The sequence below is a fragment of the Staphylococcus shinii genome (assembly GCF_017583065.1).
Classification (GTDB): Bacteria; Bacillota; Bacilli; order Staphylococcales; family Staphylococcaceae; genus Staphylococcus; species Staphylococcus shinii.
In genome coordinates this window covers 804,254-823,082 of record NZ_JAGEVL010000001.1, presented here as the reverse complement: position 1 = coordinate 823,082, position 18,829 = coordinate 804,254, and the positions used below count along the sequence as shown (strand labels likewise).

Genomic DNA, 18,829 nt, shown 5'->3' with positions numbered 1-18,829 from the left:
AAATGAAAACAATTGAATTACACATCACATTGCAACCACAAGTATTAGATACACAAGGACAAGCATTAAACCGTGCAGTTCACGATTTAGGCTATAAACAAGTTAACGATATCCGTGTTGGAAAAGTTTTATATATGACAGTAGATGAAGCTACAGATGCTGAAGTACACAATGTGGTTACGACATTAAGTGAAAAACTATTTGCTAATACTGTCATTGAAGAATATAGCTATAAAGTATTGGAAGAAGGAGAGAAAGCATAATGAAATTTGCAGTGCTAAAATTTCCAGGCTCCAATTGTGATAGAGATATGTATAATGCGGCTATAAAGTCTGGTGTACAAGCAGAATATGTTGATTATCGAAATACTTCTTTAGATGGTTTTGATGGCGTGTTAATTCCAGGAGGTTTTTCATTTGGAGATTATCTACGTTCAGGCGCAATGGCTAGTGTGGCACCGATTACTGAAGAAGTGAAAAGATTTGCTTCAGAAGGCAAACCAGTATTAGGTGTTTGTAATGGATTTCAGATATTAACAGAAATAGGACTATTACCCGGCGCATTACTACATAATGATTCGCACTTGTTTGTCAGTCGCAATGAGTCTTTAAAAGTTGTTAATAACCAAACAGCATACACAAATCTATATGATGAAAATGAAGTGGTAGTATACCCAGTTGCACATGGTGAAGGACACTATTACTGCACGCCTGAAACATACGAAGCTTTAGATCAAAACAATCAAATTATTTTAAAATATGTTGATAACCCAAATGGTTCATTCAATGATATTGCTGGCATAGTAAATGAACAGGGAAATGTTTGTGGTATGATGCCACATCCAGAACGCGCAATTGAATCAATTTTAGGTACAGACAGTGGCGTGAAGTTATTTGAAGCAATGGTAAATAGTTGGAGGGAACAAAATGTCTAAGTTTATTGAACCGAGTGCAGAAGAAATTAAATTAGAACAATTGTATAAAGATATGGGCTTAAGTGATAAAGAATATGAAAAAGTTTGCGAAATTTTAGGTAAAGAACCTAATTTTACAGAAATAGGCATCTTTTCTGTAATGTGGAGTGAACATTGTTCTTATAAACATTCTAAACCATTCTTAACGCAGTTCCCAACTTCTGGTGAGCATGTATTAATGGGACCGGGTGAAGGCGCAGGTGTTGTGGATATAGGTGATAATCAAGCTGTTGTATTTAAAGTTGAATCACATAACCATCCATCTGCTGTAGAACCTTATCAAGGTGCGGCAACAGGGGTCGGCGGTATTATTAGAGATATCGTATCTATTGGTGCAAGACCTATTAATTTATTAAATAGCTTACGCTTCGGTGAATTAACTGAAAAACAAAATCGCCGTTTATTACGTGGCGTGGTTGCTGGTATTGGTGGTTATGGTAACTGTATAGGTATCCCAACAACTGCCGGCGAGATAGAGTTTGATGATAGATATGATGGAAATCCTTTAGTAAATGCTATGTGTGTAGGTATCATCGATCATGATATGGTTCAAAAAGGTACAGCAAAAGGTGTAGGCAATTCAGTGATTTACGTTGGATTGAAAACTGGTCGTGACGGCATTCATGGCGCTACTTTTGCTTCTGAAGAATTAAGCGAAGATAGTGAAAGTAAACGCCCATCAGTACAAATCGGTGACCCATTTGTTGGTAAAAAACTTATGGAAGCTACATTAGAAGCGATTACGTTTGATGAACTTGTAGGAATACAAGATATGGGAGCTGCAGGGTTAACTTCATCTTCTTCAGAGATGGCTGCAAAAGGTGGCAGTGGTTTACATTTACGTTTAGAACAAGTCCCAACTAGAGAAAAAGGTATATCACCATATGAAATGATGTTATCAGAAACACAAGAACGTATGTTACTTGTTGTTGAAAAAGGCACAGAACAAAAATTCTTAGATTTATTTGATAAGCACGAATTAGATAGCGCTGTAATAGGTGAAGTAACAGATACAGATCGTTTTGTATTAACGTACGAAGATGAAGTGTTTGCGGATATTCCTGTTCAACCTTTATCTGATGAAGCGCCTGTTTATGTATTAGAAGGTGAAGCGCCAAACTACAATGAAAGTAAAAATGATTATAGTAAAGTAGATGTAGAGTCTGTATTTGATGAATTATTACAACATCCTACAATTGCATCTAAACGTTATTTATATGAACAATATGATCAACAAGTTGGTGCTAATACAATTGTGAAACCAGGGTTGCAATCATCAGTAGTTCGAGTAGAAGGTACGAATAAAGCAATCGCATCTACGATTGACGGTGAAGCACGTTATGTATTTAATAACCCTTATGAAGGTGGAAAAATGGTTGTAGCGGAAGCATACCGTAATTTGATTTCCGTAGGTGCCACGCCTTTAGCAATGACTGACTGTCTAAACTATGGATCACCAGAAAAGAAAGAAATTTATCAACAGTTAGCGGATTCAACGAAAGGTATGTCAGAAGCGTGTGAAGTCTTAAATACACCAGTCGTATCAGGTAATGTATCACTTTATAATGAAACAAGAGAAACATCTATCTTCCCTACACCAGTTGTAGGCATGGTTGGATTAATCGAAGACATCGATTATTTAAATGATTTCCAACCAAGTGCTGGCGACACTTTATATGTAGTAGGTGACACAAAGGATGATTTTGGTGGTAGCCAAGTTGAGAAGTTACTTTATAAGAAAGTAAATCATGAATTTGAAGCAATTGATTTATCTGATGAAGTACAAAAGGGTGAATCTATAAAACAAGTAATTCGTGATGGAATCGCATCACACGTTCAAACAGTTGGAAAAGGCGGCTTACTGTTGACGTTAGCGCGTATGAGTGCACATTACCAACTTGGATTAAACGCACAATTAAATGTAACGAACGCTCAATTATTTAGTGAAACACAAGGGCGTTATATTGTTGCAGTGAAAGAAGGACAAACGTTAGATATAGAAAGTGCAATTGAAATTGGACAATTAACACACGACGATCAATTTAAAGTAACTAATAATGAGATTCAAATAACACGTGATGTTCAAAACCTTACTGATATATGGGAAGGAGCAATACCTAAATGTATGACAGCAACGGATTAAATGAAGAATGCGGTGTGTTTGGCATATGGAATCACCCCGAATCTGCGCAACTAACTTATATGGGGTTACACAGTTTACAGCATCGTGGGCAAGAAGGTGCTGGAATTGTGTGTTCAAATGGTGAAAAGTTAATTGGTGAACGTGGTTTAGGCTTATTAACAGAAGCGATTTCTGATATTCAACTTGAAACTTTTAACTCTTATCAACATGCTATTGGACATGTAAGATACGCTACATCTGGTAATAAAGGTATTGAAAATATCCAACCATTTTTATATCACTTTTACGATATGAGTGTTGCAGTTTGTCATAATGGAAACCTTATAAATGCACAAAGTTTAAAGCGTTCATTAGAACATCAAGGGTCTATTTTTCATTCATCATCGGACACAGAAGTCATCATGCATTTAATTAGAAGAAGTAAAGCACCAACCTTTGAAGATGCATTCCAAGAAAGTTTGAGAAAGATAAAGGGTGGATTTACTTTTGCTATTTTGACTAAAGATGCATTATACGGCGCAGTTGATCCTAATGCAATCAGACCATTAGCTGTAGGTAAAATGAAAAACGGCTCTTATATGATTGCGAGTGAAACATGTGCGATTGATGTCTTAGGTGCAGAATTTGTTCGCGATATTCATGCAGGAGAATATGTTGTGATTAATGACGAAGGCATTAGAGTAGAGTCATACACGAGACACACGACGACTGCTATTTCTGCAATGGAATATATTTACTTTGCTAGACCTGATTCTACAATTGCTGGTAAAAATGTACATGCAGTTAGAAAACAATCTGGTAAGCAACTAGCTAAAGAAAGTCCAGCTGAAAGTGCAGATATGGTTATCGGAGTGCCGAACTCTTCATTATCTGCTGCTTCTGGTTACGCAGAAGAAAGCGGTTTGCCTTATGAAATGGGCTTAGTTAAAAACCAATACGTTGCACGAACATTTATTCAACCAACCCAAGAACTACGTGAACAAGGTGTACGCGTAAAATTATCAGCGGTTAAAGATATTGTACAAGATAAAAATATCGTGCTTGTAGATGATTCAATTGTCCGAGGTACAACTAGTAGACGCATCGTGCAAATGTTGAAAGATGCTGGAGCCAGAGAAGTACACGTACGTATCGCGTCGCCTGAGTTTATGTTCCCAAGTTTTTATGGTATCGATGTTTCGACAACAGCTGAACTTATTTCTGCTAACAAATCACCAGAAGAAATAAGCGAACATATTGGGGCAGATTCTTTAGCTTATCTATCAGTTGATGGATTGATTGATTCCATTGGACTTGATGTAGATGCACCATATAGTGGATTATGTGTAGAAAGTTTTACTGGTGACTATCCAGCAGGACTTTATGACTATGAAGAAGATTATATAGCGCATCTAAGCAATCGCCAAAAAGCATATATAGCAGATCATAAACAATTCTTTGATAGAGAGGGTAATTTAAATGTCTAAAGCATATCAACAAGCCGGTGTAGATATTAATGCAGGTTATGAAGCAGTTAATCGTATGTCTAGTCACGTTAAGAGAACAATGCGCAAAGAAGTACTTGGTGGTTTAGGTGGTTTTGGGGCAACATTTGATCTATCACAATTAAACATGAAAGAACCATTACTTGTTTCTGGTACAGACGGAGTAGGTACAAAATTGAAATTAGCAATCGATCACGATAAACATGACACAATTGGTATTGATGCCGTTGCTATGTGCGTCAATGATATTTTAACTACAGGTGCAGAGCCACTGTATTTCTTAGATTATATTGCAACACATAAAGTTGTCCCAGAAGTCATCGAACAAATTGTCAAAGGGGTAAGTGATGGTTGTGAAGAGACACATACTGCTTTAATTGGTGGAGAAACTGCAGAGATGGGTGATATGTATCACGAAGGTGAATATGACTTGGCAGGATTTGCTGTAGGTGCGGTTGAAAAGAGTGAATATATTGATGGTTCTTCAGTAAAGCCAGGTCAAGTTATTATAGGACTTGAATCTAGTGGAATTCATTCAAATGGGTATAGCTTAGTTAGAAAATTAATCGAAAAATCTAAGATTGATTTACAAGATAATTACAACGATGAACAAACATATTTAGAAGCATTTCTAGAACCAACAAGGTTATATGTCGCTCCAGTATTAGCTGTTAAAGAAGCGGTTAAAATTCATGCTATGACACACATTACAGGCGGCGGATTTTATGAAAATATTCCTAGAGCATTACCGGAAGGCGTCACTGCAAATATCGACGTACAGCAATTCCCAACGTTGCCAATTTTTGATTGGTTGCAACAACAAGGAGAAATTGAAACTGAGGAAATGTACAACATCTTTAATATGGGTATTGGCTTTACAATCGTAGTAGATGAGTCACAAGTACAAACAACCTTAGATATTTTAAACAAACAAAACGTAAATGCTTATGCAATTGGGGAAATCGTTGAAGGCGAAGAACCAATTCAATTAACGGGGGTATAAAATTGGCCAAAATAGCTATTTTTGCGTCAGGGTCAGGTAGTAATTTTGAAAGTATAATGACACAAATTGAGCAAGGTAACCTTCCTCATATTGAAGTGACAGCATTGTATACAGATCAAGTTAGTGCATATTGTATTGAACGTGCTAGAAAATACAATTTAGATGTACATATTAATGAATTGAAAAACTTTGATTCTAAAGCAGACTATGAACGAAAAATTATAGAGTGGCTTACTTCAGAAAAAGTTGAATGGATAGTCTTGGCAGGCTATATGAAATTAATTGGTGAAAATATTTTGAGAGCATATGATAAAAGGATTTTAAATATTCATCCATCCTTATTACCTAAATACAAAGGTAAAGATGCGGTGGGACAAGCGTTAGCAAGTGGTGATGCCATAACGGGTACAACGGTACATTATGTCGATAGTGGGATGGATACAGGAGAAATTATCGAACAAAGAACATGTGATATATACCCGGACGATACTAAAGCTGATTTAGAAGAGAGAATAAAAGCATTAGAACATGAATTATATCCAGCAGTCATTTCAAAAATCATTCAATAAGAGGTGCAAGTAATAATGAAGAAAGCAATTTTAAGTGTGTCTAATAAAACAGGGATTGTAGCATTTGCGCAATCACTTACAGAAAATGGTTATGAATTATATTCAACAGGTGGAACAATGCGCGCAATTGCTGAAGCAGGCGTGCCTGTAAAATCTATTTCTGATTTAACACAATTCGAAGAAATTATGGACGGTAGAGTTAAGACTTTACATCCATCTGTACATGGTGGTATTTTGGCGGACCGAGATAAACCTGAACATTTAGAACAATTAAAAGAACAACATATTGATTTAATTGATATGGTCGTTGTGAATCTTTACCCATTCAAAGAAACAGTTGCCAATCCAAATGTAACTGAAGGTGATGCCATTGAAAATATTGATATTGGTGGTCCAACGATGTTACGTGCTGCAGCTAAAAACTTTAAACATGTAACAACAGTAGTTCATCCTGCTGATTATAATGAAATTATTAATAGATTAAAAGAAGACCAGTTAGATGAAGATTATCGCAAATCACTAATGATTAAAGTATTTGAACATACAAATGAGTATGATGCTGCAATCGTCGATTATTTTAAAGACAATAAAGAAAGTTTACGTTATGGGGAAAACCCACAGCAATCTGCTTATTTTGTTCGCACTTCAGATGCATCACATACCCTTGCAGGTGCTAAACAATTACACGGTAAACAATTAAGTTATAATAACATTAAAGATGCAGATGCTGCGTTGTCACTTGTAAAACAGTTTGAACAACCAGCAGCAGTTGCTGTGAAACATATGAACCCTTGCGGTGTTGGTGTTGCTGACACAATTGATGAAGCTTATCAACATGCTTTTGAAGCTGATAGCCAATCTATTTTTGGTGGTATTGTAGCTTTAAATAGAACAGTTGAAAAATCATTAGCTGAAACTTTACATGGTATTTTCCTAGAAGTTATTATTGCACCAAAATTTACTCAAGAAGCTTTAGAAGTTTTAAGTCAAAAGAAAAATATAAGATTATTAGAAATTGATATGACCATTGATAATAGTGAACAAGAAGTTGTGTCTGTTTCAGGTGGTTACTTAGTACAAGATAAAGACAATGTAGCATTGAAACGTGAAGAAATGAGCGTTGTAACTGACGTTGAACCTACAGAGGCACAATGGGATGCAATGTTATTAGGATGGAAGGTAGTTGCTTCAGTTAAAAGTAATGCAATTATATTAAGTAACGCCAAACAAACTGTGGGCATTGGTGCAGGGCAAATGAATCGTGTTGGTTCAGCACAAATTGCTATTGATCGTGCGATTGAAATAAATGATGATGTTGCAATGATTTCTGATGGTTTCTTCCCAATGGATGATACTGTTGAGCTAGCTGCTAAATCAGGAATTAAAGCGATTATTCAACCAGGTGGTTCAATTAAAGACCAAGCATCTATTGATATGGCAAATAAACATGGTATTGCTATGGTAACTACTGGCGTTAGACACTTTAAACATTAATAATGGAGGCCATATATTATATGAAAGTACTTGTAATTGGTGCAGGTGGTAGAGAACATGTTTTAGCACATAAATTAAGTCAATCACCTCTCGTTAATGAAATACATGCTATTCCAGGTAATGACGCAATGTTAGATGTAGCAATCATTCATACGGAAATAGCTGAAACGGATCATGAAAAAATAGTGACATTTGCGAGACAAAACGAAATAGCGTGGACAATTATTGGACCAGAACAGCCGCTTACAGAAGGTTTGACAGATAAATTACAAGCAGCTGATATCAAAGTGTTTGGGCCTAATCAAGACGCTGCACAAATAGAAGGTTCGAAATTATTTGCAAAACAATTAATGGAAAAATATAAAATACCAACGGCAGAATACAAAGAAATCACTAATAAACATAATGCCTTACAATATATAGAATCTTGTGAATACCCTGTGGTATTAAAGAAGGATGGTTTAGCTGCTGGTAAAGGTGTCATTATTGCAAGTAATTATGAAGAAGCACAAGCAGGTGTAGAAACTTTATATCCTGAAGAAGAAGGTGTTGTTGTATTTGAACAATACCTTGAAGGTGAAGAGTTTTCACTTATGACTATGGTGAATGGAGACTATGCAGTACCATTCGATTGTATTGCGCAAGATCACAAACGTGCATACGATAATGATCAAGGTCCAAATACAGGTGGCATGGGTGCATATTGCCCAGTGCCTCATATTGATGAATCGATATTGAAACGTACTAACGATGATATTGCTCAGCCAATTGCACAAGCTATGGTTAAAGAGGGCTACTCATTCTTTGGGGTACTTTACATAGGTGCAATTATTACAGCAGACGGGCCAAAAGTAATAGAATTTAACGCTCGATTTGGTGATCCAGAGGCACAAGTCCTTCTCACGCGAATGGAGAGCGACTTGATGCAACATATAATTGATTTAGAAGCAAAAGCGCCTATCAATTTTGAATGGAAAGATAATGCAGTTGTAGGTGTCATGTTAGCTTCAAAAGGTTATCCAGGACAATATGAAAAAGGACATCAAGTATCAGGTTTTAATTTAAATGGCGATTACTTTATAAGTGGTTTAAAGAAAGAAAATGATGTGTATATTACTTCAGGTGGTCGTGTCATATTAGCATTAGGTGAAGGTGAAAATATTGCTGAAGCTAAAGATAATGCATATGAAGCGGTCGATAAAATAGAAAGCGAAGGCCTTTTCTATCGTAAAGATATTAGTAATAAAGCGATTAAATAATTGAGAGATTGTATTAAAATTAAAAAGCGATTGGACAAAGTGGTTTAAGTTTTGTCCAATCGCTTTTGTTTTTGGATAATATGACTACTTAAAAGGTGGTTAACCTTTTTAATAAATATTTGTTACACGTATATCTTCAATGCCTGTAACAGGAATATATTGTGCCAATAAATAAGCACTTAATAAAATGATTCCTACTACTAAAATTAATAGAAAATCTTTATACGAGAAAGGTGCATAATAATAGTACGTTCTTGGACCGTCTTTAAACCCATTTTTTTCCATTGCTACAGAAAGTTGATGTGCTTTGCGGATATTTTGACTTAATAAAGGAATTAGTAAATGTTTCAATTTTTTAAAGCCACGATAATTTTGTGCGTGAATTAGCTGATAACGCATTTTTAATGATTTTCTAAGTTCTATTAAGGAAATGAACATCAATGGAACCATACGAATTGCTGCCATAAACGCATAAGCAACTTTAGGTTTTACTTTTAAGTGTTGCATTAGACTGTAAAATACTAAAACAATCTGAGAAGTGAAAGCAATTAAAATCCCGAAAAATGAAATGGTAGTCGTACGCATGGCTAAATGTAAGCCACGATATAAGCTCTCTGAAGTAATATGGACAAAGCCGAATTGGAATAGTGTGTGCGTACCATCGCCATAAAAAATCATAAACAACGCAGATATGAGACTGAATAGCATCGTTAAAATAACAAATGTTAAAGTGATTTTTAATTGCAAACCATTAAAAGCTAATAAAAATAGCAGCATTAAACATGTAATGTAGAGCATGAAATCAAACTGATGAACAAGTATAACAAAGAAAAATAAAATAACTGCGATTGCTAACTTTGTAATTATATTTACATCATCTACAAAAGTATAATATTTTTTCCAAATATCAAACATAATGATCACCAGACATTTCTTCTATGACATGATGTGCTAAATGTAGCCTTCTTGTTGGATAACGGGATATGATTTCTGAATCGTGTGTTACCATAATAATAGTTTGACCACTAGTTACACGTTGTTGAAATAACTTTATTAAATTAAATGTATTATGACTATCTAAGCCAAATGTCGGTTCATCAAGTAAAATAAATTCAGACGATGAACTTAGAGCGATTGCAACACTTAAACGTCTTTTTTGACCAATGGAAAGTTCATAAGGATGCTGAGATTTCACGGCTAACAAATTAAGTGTTTCTAACATTGATTCAGTCTGCGCGTCAGCCTCTTGTCTAGAATTAAATTTATTTTTATATTGAATATGAATTTCATCATAAACAGAAGAAGTAATGAATTGTAATTCTGGATTTTGATAAACTAAATACATATATTTAGCTGCTACTTTAATTTTGTTGAAAGGACGCTTGTCTACTAACATACGTCCTTCATATTTAATTAATTGCATCATTGATTCAAGTAATGAGGTTTTTCCAGAGCCGTTTGCGCCTGTAATTGTAATCCATTCACCAGTACCAATATTTAAATGAGGTATGTTGATTAAATTATGTTTACCACGTTTTATGTTCACATTCTCAAATTCAAGATCTAAGTTTGTATTAGTATTATTATTAAAATGTATCGTTGGCGGAGCATATTGCCAAGCGTTAGGGTGCCAAACACCATATTCTGTTAGTAAATCTTCATGTTTATTCAAGATTTTATCTGGGGTAGTATCAGCGATAATTTCACCATCATAATTTAATAAGATGACACGGTCCATATGTTGCCATATATGTTCCACTTTGTGTTCGACAATAATCACTGTTTGGTTTTGCCATAAGGCTTTGATTTTATTCCATAATTCTGCAGTTGACTCAACGTCCAACATTGCAGTAGGTTCATCTAAAAACAAGGTGTTCGACTGTTGTAATATCGTTTCGGCAATTGCAAGTTTCTGTTTCATACCACCGCTTAGTTGATTAATGTATTGATTTTTATCAACTTTTAAATCGACGGCTTTAAGTGCATTATCTATGCGTTCATCCATTTCATGTCGGGGGACTTGCTGGTTTTCTAGAACAAATGCTAACTCTTCGTCAACTTTGGGCATACAAAATTGGCTATCTGGGTCTTGAAATATAACACTACTTGAATCGTCGATATTCAATTCATCATACTTGATAGGTAGATCAATAAGATTTGGTACAATACCACTTAATACATTTAATAAAGTGCTTTTGCCAGAACCGGATGGTCCTAATAATAGTACTTTTTCTTTTTCTTTGATTTGGAGTGTTAAATGATCAAATATTTTTTTCTTACCGTTTGGATATTTTAATCGCAAATTTTTTGTAACTATCAACGTGATTGCTCCTTATAAATTATCATAGTCACTTTCTGTAGCAGGTCTGAACAATTTAGTTACGCCCGTTTGATCTAATGCTTTTACAATATAGTAGGAAATTAAGCCGGCAACGATGATTCCGCTTATAAGTCTGAAGCCGATATATAACGCTAGATTCCAACCGGCAACTTCACCTAAATAACCATAAGCAAAGTCTAAAGGCAATGTTGAAATAGAAGCTAAGAGACCAGCGAGCATTGCGACCATTGCTGAATGAGACTTATACCTGAAAATAGCAAATATAATTTCACATGCTAAACCTTGTAATAAGGCATAGACCATAGTTGCAATATCAAAACGACCCATGACAATAGTTTCACCAGCACCAGCCGCAAACTCGGCTAATATTGCAATACCAGCTTTAGGAATAATAAGATAAGCGACGATAGCAGCCATAAACCAAGCACCGTATGTTAATTCCTCAAAGTGTAACCCTGTAACTTGTAATGCTTTATACACAAAATTCCATATATTGTAAATAACTGCAAAAACAACAGCAATTAGTACAGTCACTAGAATTTCTGAAAGCTTTAATCCTTTTGACATAAAAAAACCTCCTAATATAAAAAACGCACAACCTTCTAGAAAGTTGCGCGTTAAAATATAGGCATACAAATACCTGAAAAATAGGTGATTAGTACACTTTCCTACGCTAGTTTCATCTAGATCAGGTTCAAAGGGTTTGAGGGTACACCTCATCTCAGTCACAAAACACCCCTAGTGCGAATGATTAATTTAAATTTAACTATAATGTATGACTTTTAAGGAACAATGTCAAGGCTATCAATTGAATTTAATATTTAATGTATGTACTTTATTACCATTAAGTTTAATAATTATCTTCTTTTAAACTTAATGGAAAGTTCAACAAAAGTAATAACCAAAGCTAAAGCTGGAGCATTTATTTTGCCCCAGCCTCACTTGTCGAATTTACATTTATATTTTAAAGCATGTGATATTTATATTATTGAAACAATTAATCTAGTGAATCTTGTACATTCTTTTTAGTTTCTTCTGTACTATCTTCAGCAGATTCTTTCTTATCTTTTAATTTATCTTCTTCTTTTTTTGCTTGTTCTGCGGCTTTTTTGTTTAATTCTTCTTTACTCATAGATTAAACACTCCTTCTAAAGTATATGAACTTCTATAACTTACATATACCACAACATAAAAAATTCAAACAAAACTAGTGATTTAAATTTGAGTCTTAGTTATAATCAATTTATTGTTTAATTGAATGGTATAAGTGGAAAGTTGACTATACATCTATTTATATCATACTATGGACGTATTTATTAAATTGTTAAAGACAAGAACTAAATGTTAATATATAATAACTTTTGAGGTGAATGGTATGTCTTTTTTAAAGAAACACGCTGAGATATTATATAGTTATATTATAGGCATCGTTTCGCTTTTCACAGGTCTCATCATTTTAATCAATTTACCTTTAATTGATAAATTAAATAACAAGGGTAAAATTGACTTACATATTCATAATGTATGGGATTTTATAAACGCATTTTTTGGTGAAATAATTAGAGTAATAAGCAATTATATTGGGAATTTTCCAGTAATTAGCGCCATTATAATCATTTTATTTGGTATTGGCGTTGTTTTGATTGGTTTTACTCTATTTAGAACAACTAGATACGACTATGATATTTCCATATTCTTCTTAGTTGTCGGTATATTGTTCTTTATTATCACATTGATATTAATGACTCAAGTTTATAGCTTCTTTGCTATTATTTTCGTAATACCATTTGTAATTCACATTGGTTACATCGTTTATAAAGACGAGTTAAATACAGAGCATAGAAAATACCATTATCTTTGGATTATTTTCAGTTATGGTTTTAGTTATTTAATTACGCAAATTGTGCTATATGGGAGAATTGATAGTGATGAAATTATACCGATTGATATTTTAAGTGTAAACACATTTTTCATAATTATGTGGTTGCTGGGTCAAATGTCAATTTGGAACTTTTTATTCTTAAGAAGATCCCTCCCATTAACTAAGCAAGAACTTGGGGAAGAAGAACCGGAACTATCTAGAACAAGTAAAGGCACTGTAACGAATCAAACGAAAGAAACATGGAAAAACTTACAAGATAAAACAACAGAGTTTACTAGGAAGACACGTAGAAGTGTAGATATTCAAAAAGTAAGAGATAAAAAAGATAAATTCATTACTAAGTGGAAAAATAAAATTGATATTCAAGAGGATGATATTCCTAATTGGATGAAAATACCTAAATGGGTGAAATCAGCGTATGTGGAATTATTTTGTGGCGCAGTCCTATTGTTTTTCACTTTAATTGAATTTAACAATAGAAATTCATTATTCGTTTCTGGTAATTGGGAAATCTCTCAAACACAATATGTAATAGAGTGGATAACGTTACTAATCTTAATGTTTATTATCATTATTTATATATTAACGACACTAACGAATTTCTTAAAAGATAGATTTTACTATTTACAATTATTTATGGTCAGTCTATTATTTTTCAAATTACTTACTGAATTTGTGAATATTATGGTGCATGGATTACTATTATCAATTTTCATAACGCCAATATTACTAATTATGTTAATTGCTATTGTAGTAGCTTTTGTAATGAAATTACGTGAACCAAGCAAATATTAATGCATTGAGTTATTAAAGCGTATAAAGTGTAGCGTTGAAACTTATTGTATAAATAAGATGATAGCGACTAACTTCGACGATAGTGGCTATTAAAATCAAGTCTGTGTTAAGTATACTTTCAATTTTAATCGGGTATTGCCGATATTAATTTTTAGGCCGAAACATTTATTTTTGATATGTTCGCTTTAAAGTTTCCACTTTTTCAGTGTCCACTTTAAAGCGAGGATATCATTATTTTTTGTTTCGGCCTTTAATATTTGCTAGTAATGTTATTAATAATGTAATGATTTAAAGATAATTGATGTTACGATAAGATTGAGATGATAGAATAAGTAAGCAAAGAAAAATTATAAATATAAAAAGCAGAAAGGCTGACATAATTTTATGAAAACTGCCACATTAAATAGAGGTAAAGAAACAAAATATTTAAATGAGTATCCACTTATAGATGAAGATGATATTTATTCACATGATCATTTAAAAGAAGGGGATTTATTTTATTTAGTTAATAACCAGGAACAATATATTGCTACAGCATACGTTGGTAAACAACATAAAGGTATCGGTTGGGTGTTAAGTTACGATAAAAATGAAGTGATTAACACGCAATTTTTTGAACGATTATTCGAAGCAGCAAAATCTGAAAGAACATATTTCTACAATATTGATGGTACAAACGCTTTTAGAGTATTTAATGGTGAAGGAGATGGCGTTGGAGGTCTGACAATAGACAACTATGATGGCCATTTCTTAATTCAATGGTATTCAAAAGGGATTTATAAATTCCGTTATAATGTATTATCAGCATTAAAATCAGTATTTCCGTATACTTCAATATATGAGAAAATGCGCTTCAAAGATGCAGAAATTAAAGGTGGTTTCGTTGACGGCGACGCACCAGAATTCCCAATAGTTATTGAAGAAAACTACACTTTCTTCAATGTACACTTAGATGACGGACCAATGACTGGTATCTTTTTAGATCAGAAAGAAGTACGTAAAAAATTAAAAGACCAATACGCGGAAGATAAAGAAATATTAAATGTATTTAGTTATACTGGTGCATTTTCAGTCGTTGCAGCAGAAAAGGCTGAGATGACAACTAGTGTTGATCTGGCGAACCGATCTCGCACATTAACAGAAGGAAATTTTGGGTTAAATAGCATTGATCCTAAATCACAATATATTTATGTAATGGATACATTTGATTTTTATAATTATGCACGTCGTCACGATTTATTTTATGACACGATTGTTATTGATCCACCAAGTTTTTCTAGAAATAAGAAAAAGACATTTTCTGTACAAAAAGATTACGATAAATTAATTTTAGGTGCGTTAGATATACTTGGACCAGACGGTACACTACTATTGTGTACAAATAATAGTGCATTTTCATTAAAAGCATTTAAAAATGTAGTGAATACAACATTAAATGCTCAGAATGTAGATTATGAAATTGTTGATGTAATGGGCTTGCCTAAAGATTTTAAAACACATCCTCATTACAAACCATCTAAATATCTAAAAGCTATTTTTGTAAAAATAAAGTAAAACTTTGAAAAAAGGGTATTATTTTTAATGTGAATGAATTTACTTAAGGAGTGAAGAAAATGAGCTTTAAAAATAAAATAACAAATAAATTTACAAATAAAGTAGGCAATAAGGTATTGAAAATTGAAGATATAAAACAAAAAGGTAACATACCTACAACCAATATTGAGATTGAGGAACGTCGTAAAAGAGCACAAGCACTCGTTAGAAAGAAATCGGTTTTATCTTCGAGTGTAAGTATTGTACCGATTCCAGGTTTAGACTTTGGTGTAGATATTAAGCTTATGAGAGACATTATTGAAGATGTTAATAAGATATATGGTCTTGATCATAAACAGGTTAATAATATGAGAGACGATATGAAAGAACGTGTTTTTGCAGCTGCTGCAATTCAAGGAAGCCAGTTTATTGGTAAAAAAGTATCTAATGCAATATTGAAAGTGGTTATCCGAGATGTAGCGAAACGTGTAGCAGCTAAACAAACGAAATGGTTCCCAATTCTTGGGCAAGCTATTTCTGCTTCAATCAGTTATTACTTCATGAAGAAAATAGGCGAAGAACATATTCAAAAATGTGAAAAAGTTGCGAAAACACTTGTTTAAAACTATAACGTTTTCACAAAATAATTAAAATTCGTTGAATATTGTCATATCATGGGTGCAACGAATTGAATTTATATGTAGAATTTGGTAATGTTATTATATAAAACTATGCTAGGTTTTATAATAAACTAACGATTTTAACTATACGAAGGAGATATCATATTATGGAACAAAAATCATATGTAATTATTGACGAAACAGGTATCCACGCTCGTCCAGCGACAATGCTTGTTCAAACTGCTTCAAAATTCGACTCAGATATTCAATTAGAATATAACGGTAAAAAAGTTAACTTGAAATCAATCATGGGTGTTATGAGTTTAGGTGTAGGTAAAGATGCTGAAATCACTATCTATGCTGATGGTAGCGATGAAACTGACGCAATCGAAGCAATAACAGATATCTTATCTAAAGAAGGATTAACTAAATAATTATGTCTAACTATATTAATGGCATAGCTGCATCTGATGGTGTAGCTATTGCTAAAGCATATTTATTAGTTGAACCTGATCTTTCATTTGATAGTGAAAAGGTAACAGATGTCGACGCTGAAATTGCAAAGTTTAATCATGCTATCGAAACATCTAAAGTTGAATTAACTAAGATTAGAAATAATGCAGAAGAGAATTTAGGTGCCGATAAGGCAGCAATTTTTGATGCGCATTTATTAGTTTTAGATGATCCTGAATTAATTCAACCGATTGAAGAAAAAATTAAAAACGAACAAGTTAACGCACCAACTGCATTATCTGATGTAACTGGACAATTTATCACAATATTCGAATCAATGGATAATGAATACATGAAAGAGCGTGCTGCTGATATTAGAGACGTTTCAAAACGTGTGTTAGCACACATCTTAGGTGTAGAATTACCAAATCCTAGTATGATTGATGAAAGCGTTGTTATAATCGGAAACGATTTAACACCTTCAGATACTGCTCAGTTAAACAAAGAATTTGTACAAGGATTTGTTACAAATATTGGTGGTAGAACATCACATTCTGCAATTATGAGTCGTTCATTAGAAATTGCTGCAGTCGTGGGTACTAAGTCAATTACTAAAGAAGTAAAACAAGGCGATATGATTATCGTTGATGGTTTAACTGGTGACGTAATTATTGACCCAACTGAAGATGAAGTTATAGCGTATCAAAATAAACGTGAGCGTTTCTTTGAAGATAAGCAAGCATTGCAACAATTACGTGATGAACCATCAACAACAGCTGATGGAACGCATGTAGAGCTTGCTGCTAATATAGGTACACCAGATGATTTAAAAGGTGTTATCGAATATGGCGCAGAAGGTATTGGATTATACCGTACTGAGTTCTTATATATGGGTAGAGATGAAATGCCAACTGAAGATGAACAATTTGAGGCTTATAAAAAAGTATTGGAAACAATGGAAGGTAAGCGTGTTGTTGTACGTACTTTAGATATCGGTGGCGACAAAGAGTTACCGTATTTAAACTTACCTGAAGAAATGAATCCATTCTTAGGATATCGTGCAATTCGTTTATGCTTAGATCAACCAGATATTTTTAGACCGCAGCTAAGAGCATTATTACGTGCATCTACTTACGGTAAATTAAATATTATGTTCCCAATGGTTGCCACAATCAAAGAGTTCCGCGATGCAAAAGCATTATTATTGGAAGAAAAAGAAAATTTAACAAACGAAGGCATTGAAGTTTCTGACGATATTGAATTAGGTATTATGGTAGAGATACCATCAACTGCTGCTTTAGCAGATGTATTTGCTAAAGAGGTTGATTTCTTTAGTATCGGCACGAATGACTTGATTCAATATACAATGGCTGCTGATCGTATGTCTGAGCGTGTTTCTTACTTGTATCAACCATACAATCCTTCAATTTTACGTTTAGTAAAACAAGTGATTGAAGCTTCTCATAATGAAGGTAAATGGACTGGTATGTGCGGAGAAATGGCTGGAGATGAAACTGCTATTCCATTGCTATTAGGTCTAGGTTTAGATGAATTTTCAATGAGTGCAACATCTATATTGAAAGCACGTCGACAAATCAAAGGTCTAAGTCAAAATGAAATGGAAGAACTAGCGAATAGAGCAATTAATTGTGCGACATCAGAAGAAGTCCAAGAATTGGTTGAACAATACGCTAAGTAAAATTTTTGAATAATTTTGTAAGCGAATGCATATATAAGTATTGAATTACTTTAGTGTATCACTACAATAAAAAAACTGTTCACAGAGTTAAATAACTTTGTGAACAGTTTTTTTGATTATTTAAATCTTTCAATACACAATTATTGTAAAATGGAACTTTGTGAGTTAGGTTTGATATATAAGTTAATGGAATATCAAGGCCTCACTAGTTTAAATTTAAGCTTTGATTGATTTTATCCATATCAATTTGGTACATTGCTTCGTTGTCTATTAAGATAAATGGTGTAGCAAACGCATCATAATCCATCATTTCGTTTCTGAATTTTGAAATGCTAATATTTTTTTCAGTATATTCAATGTCTTTATCTAACAAATAATTCTTGATAAACGTACAAGGGGGGCAATCGTTTTGAGTGTAAATTATAATTTCAGTCATAGTGCTTTTATCCTTTCTTAATTGTAATTTACTTAAATATAAGAAACTTTATTAAATATTTCAAGTTTAAAAAATACATGTTATTGGTCATTAATTTGTCACTTTATTTTAAGCACAATTTATTTCAAAAAAATGTAAAGCAGTT

At 33.4% G+C, this 18,829-nt stretch carries 18 protein-coding genes and 1 riboswitch; of the genes, 13 read left to right on the top strand and 5 right to left on the bottom strand.

The window, feature by feature from the left end; translation table 11 throughout:
- Positions 1 to 2: 2 nt before the first annotated feature.
- The 8 genes from purS to purD are packed head-to-tail and all read left to right on the top strand — an operon-like array spanning position 3 to position 8,925.
- A complete protein-coding gene (purS, locus tag J5E45_RS03880; RefSeq protein ID WP_017724119.1) occupies positions 3 to 263 on the top strand; it encodes a phosphoribosylformylglycinamidine synthase subunit PurS in 261 nt (86 codons plus the stop codon).
- Positions 263 to 934, top strand: a complete 672-nt coding sequence (gene purQ, locus J5E45_RS03875; RefSeq protein ID WP_039067594.1) for a phosphoribosylformylglycinamidine synthase I — start codon at positions 263 to 265, stop codon at positions 932 to 934. The genes purS and purQ overlap by 1 nt, the downstream gene beginning before the upstream one ends.
- On the top strand, positions 927 to 3,116 hold the full coding sequence (purL, locus tag J5E45_RS03870) for a phosphoribosylformylglycinamidine synthase subunit PurL (protein WP_069792907.1): 2,190 nt from the start codon (positions 927 to 929) through the stop codon (positions 3,114 to 3,116). The genes purQ and purL overlap by 8 nt, the downstream gene beginning before the upstream one ends.
- Positions 3,095 to 4,582 carry an amidophosphoribosyltransferase gene (gene purF, locus J5E45_RS03865; protein ID WP_208181612.1) on the top strand — a complete coding sequence of 496 codons (1,488 nt, stop codon included), beginning with the start codon at positions 3,095 to 3,097 and terminating at the stop codon, positions 4,580 to 4,582. Before purL ends, purF begins: the two co-directional genes overlap by 22 nt.
- Positions 4,575 to 5,603, top strand: coding sequence for a phosphoribosylformylglycinamidine cyclo-ligase (gene purM / locus J5E45_RS03860; protein ID WP_039067590.1), 1,029 nt, complete (start codon positions 4,575 to 4,577; stop codon positions 5,601 to 5,603). Before purF ends, purM begins: the two co-directional genes overlap by 8 nt.
- Before the next feature lie 2 nt (positions 5,604 to 5,605).
- Complete coding sequence (gene purN / locus J5E45_RS03855; protein ID WP_039067589.1) at positions 5,606 to 6,172, top strand: phosphoribosylglycinamide formyltransferase; 567 nt, start codon at positions 5,606 to 5,608, stop codon at positions 6,170 to 6,172.
- A gap of 15 nt (positions 6,173 to 6,187) precedes the next feature.
- Complete coding sequence (gene purH / locus J5E45_RS03850) at positions 6,188 to 7,666, top strand: bifunctional phosphoribosylaminoimidazolecarboxamide formyltransferase/IMP cyclohydrolase (protein ID WP_039067587.1); 1,479 nt, start codon at positions 6,188 to 6,190, stop codon at positions 7,664 to 7,666.
- 20 nt (positions 7,667 to 7,686) lie between these two features.
- The gene (gene purD, locus J5E45_RS03845; RefSeq protein ID WP_039067586.1) at positions 7,687 to 8,925 is read left to right on the top strand and encodes a phosphoribosylamine--glycine ligase; all 1,239 of its coding nucleotides are present in this window, start codon (positions 7,687 to 7,689) and stop codon (positions 8,923 to 8,925) included.
- Positions 8,926 to 9,033: 108 nt separating this feature from the next.
- Here the strand turns inward: purD and J5E45_RS03840 are convergent, their stop codons facing one another.
- From J5E45_RS03840 to graF, 4 genes are all read right to left on the bottom strand, one after another.
- Positions 9,034 to 9,840: an energy-coupling factor transporter transmembrane component T family protein gene (locus tag J5E45_RS03840; protein WP_107548673.1), complete on the bottom strand. Its 807-nt coding sequence runs from the start codon at positions 9,838 to 9,840 to the stop codon at positions 9,034 to 9,036.
- Positions 9,833 to 11,245 carry an ABC transporter ATP-binding protein gene (locus J5E45_RS03835; protein WP_039067583.1) on the bottom strand — a complete coding sequence of 471 codons (1,413 nt, stop codon included), beginning with the start codon at positions 11,243 to 11,245 and terminating at the stop codon, positions 9,833 to 9,835. Before J5E45_RS03835 ends, J5E45_RS03840 begins: the two co-directional genes overlap by 8 nt.
- Positions 11,246 to 11,257: 12 nt before the next feature.
- Entirely contained in the window at positions 11,258 to 11,833 is a 576-nt protein-coding gene (locus J5E45_RS03830; protein WP_208181611.1) for an ECF transporter S component, read from the bottom strand.
- Between the two features lie 81 nt (positions 11,834 to 11,914).
- Positions 11,915 to 12,016, bottom strand: a riboswitch (TPP riboswitch).
- Positions 12,017 to 12,263: 247 nt separating this feature from the next.
- A complete protein-coding gene (gene graF, locus J5E45_RS03825; RefSeq protein WP_198553071.1) occupies positions 12,264 to 12,398 on the bottom strand; it encodes a glycopeptide resistance-associated protein GraF in 135 nt (44 codons plus the stop codon).
- Positions 12,399 to 12,641: 243 nt separating this feature from the next.
- Here graF and auxA point away from each other — a divergent pair, with 243 nt between their 5' ends.
- The 5 genes from auxA (at position 12,642) to ptsP (ending at position 18,248) form a co-directional block, all read left to right on the top strand.
- Entirely contained in the window at positions 12,642 to 13,943 is a 1,302-nt protein-coding gene (gene auxA, locus J5E45_RS03820; RefSeq protein ID WP_069792900.1) for a lipoteichoic acid stability factor AuxA, read from the top strand.
- Positions 13,944 to 14,327: 384 nt separating this feature from the next.
- Positions 14,328 to 15,497, top strand: coding sequence for a class I SAM-dependent rRNA methyltransferase (locus J5E45_RS03815; protein WP_039067579.1), 1,170 nt, complete (start codon positions 14,328 to 14,330; stop codon positions 15,495 to 15,497).
- 59 nt (positions 15,498 to 15,556) lie between these two features.
- A complete protein-coding gene (locus J5E45_RS03810) occupies positions 15,557 to 16,099 on the top strand; it encodes a hypothetical protein (protein WP_039067578.1) in 543 nt (180 codons plus the stop codon).
- A gap of 164 nt (positions 16,100 to 16,263) precedes the next feature.
- Positions 16,264 to 16,530 (top strand): phosphocarrier protein HPr, encoded by a 267-nt coding sequence (locus J5E45_RS03805; protein ID WP_017724134.1) that lies wholly within the window; start codon positions 16,264 to 16,266, stop codon positions 16,528 to 16,530.
- A 2-nt stretch (positions 16,531 to 16,532) separates the two neighbouring features.
- The gene (gene ptsP, locus J5E45_RS03800; protein WP_208181610.1) at positions 16,533 to 18,248 is read left to right on the top strand and encodes a phosphoenolpyruvate--protein phosphotransferase; all 1,716 of its coding nucleotides are present in this window, start codon (positions 16,533 to 16,535) and stop codon (positions 18,246 to 18,248) included.
- A 205-nt stretch (positions 18,249 to 18,453) separates the two neighbouring features.
- Here the strand turns inward: ptsP and J5E45_RS03795 are convergent, their stop codons facing one another.
- Positions 18,454 to 18,684 carry a glutaredoxin family protein gene (locus J5E45_RS03795; RefSeq protein ID WP_101094588.1) on the bottom strand — a complete coding sequence of 77 codons (231 nt, stop codon included), beginning with the start codon at positions 18,682 to 18,684 and terminating at the stop codon, positions 18,454 to 18,456.
- Between the last annotated feature and the right edge of the window lie 145 nt (positions 18,685 to 18,829).